Annotated in this window: 1 protein-coding gene; it reads right to left on the reverse strand. The window is 75.6% G+C overall.

Annotated elements, in window-relative coordinates:
- Positions 1 to 745 (reverse strand): hypothetical protein (locus AC1D15_RS35580; RefSeq protein WP_477829795.1); only part of this gene is annotated, 745 nt, incomplete at both ends.

Consider the following 745-nt stretch of genomic DNA (forward strand, 5'->3'; position numbering starts at 1 on the left):
GCGCGCCGTCTTCGCCCGCGCGCGCACCGCGTCGACATCGCCGCGGGCGCGCTGGTCCGCCAGATCGGCCAGCTTCACATGCGCGTCCAGCATGTCCCGCTGCGCCTTGTTGCGCTTCAGCGCGTGCTGGCCGGCCAGTATTTCGGCCTGCTGGAACGCGCCGGCCTTCTCCGCCAGCGCCTGGCGCTGGACGGCGAGCTGCTCCAGCGCGTGCTGCGCATCGGCCAGGGCCTGGTCGCTCTCGGCCTTCAGCGCGCCGTCCGGGCGGCCGGCGGCCTCGTGCCGGGTCTGCGCTTCGCTCGCCAGGCGAGCCAGGCGCTGCGCCTGGACGCTGCTGCGGGCGACAGCGTCGGCATCGCGGGCGAGCCGTCTCTGCATCGCGTCGGTCGCGCGCTGCTGGCGCTTCGCCCTCAGCTCGTCGCGACTGAAGCTCTTGCGCGCGGCCTCGGCCTTCTGGAAGGCGTCCTCGATGTCCTTCTTGCGGGTACGCGACTCCGCGGTCCGCGTTGACCGGGGATCGCGCATGCCCTCGCTGCCGTCGCCCTGGCGCGCGCGGCCGCTCGTCGCGCCGGTGCTGATCGGATCGCCGGAACCACCCTGCGTCGACGCGGTGGCAGGGGTCTTGGTGGCCGCGGTGGGCGCTGTCCCGGCGGGGTCGCCGGCGCCGACCTGCACCGCGGGTGCAGCCGGTGCCGGTGCGGCCGGCTTCGGCGTCGAGACCGGCGGCGGTGCGGCAGCCGTCACC

The organism is Rhizobacter sp. P2_H2 (genome assembly GCF_056403375.1).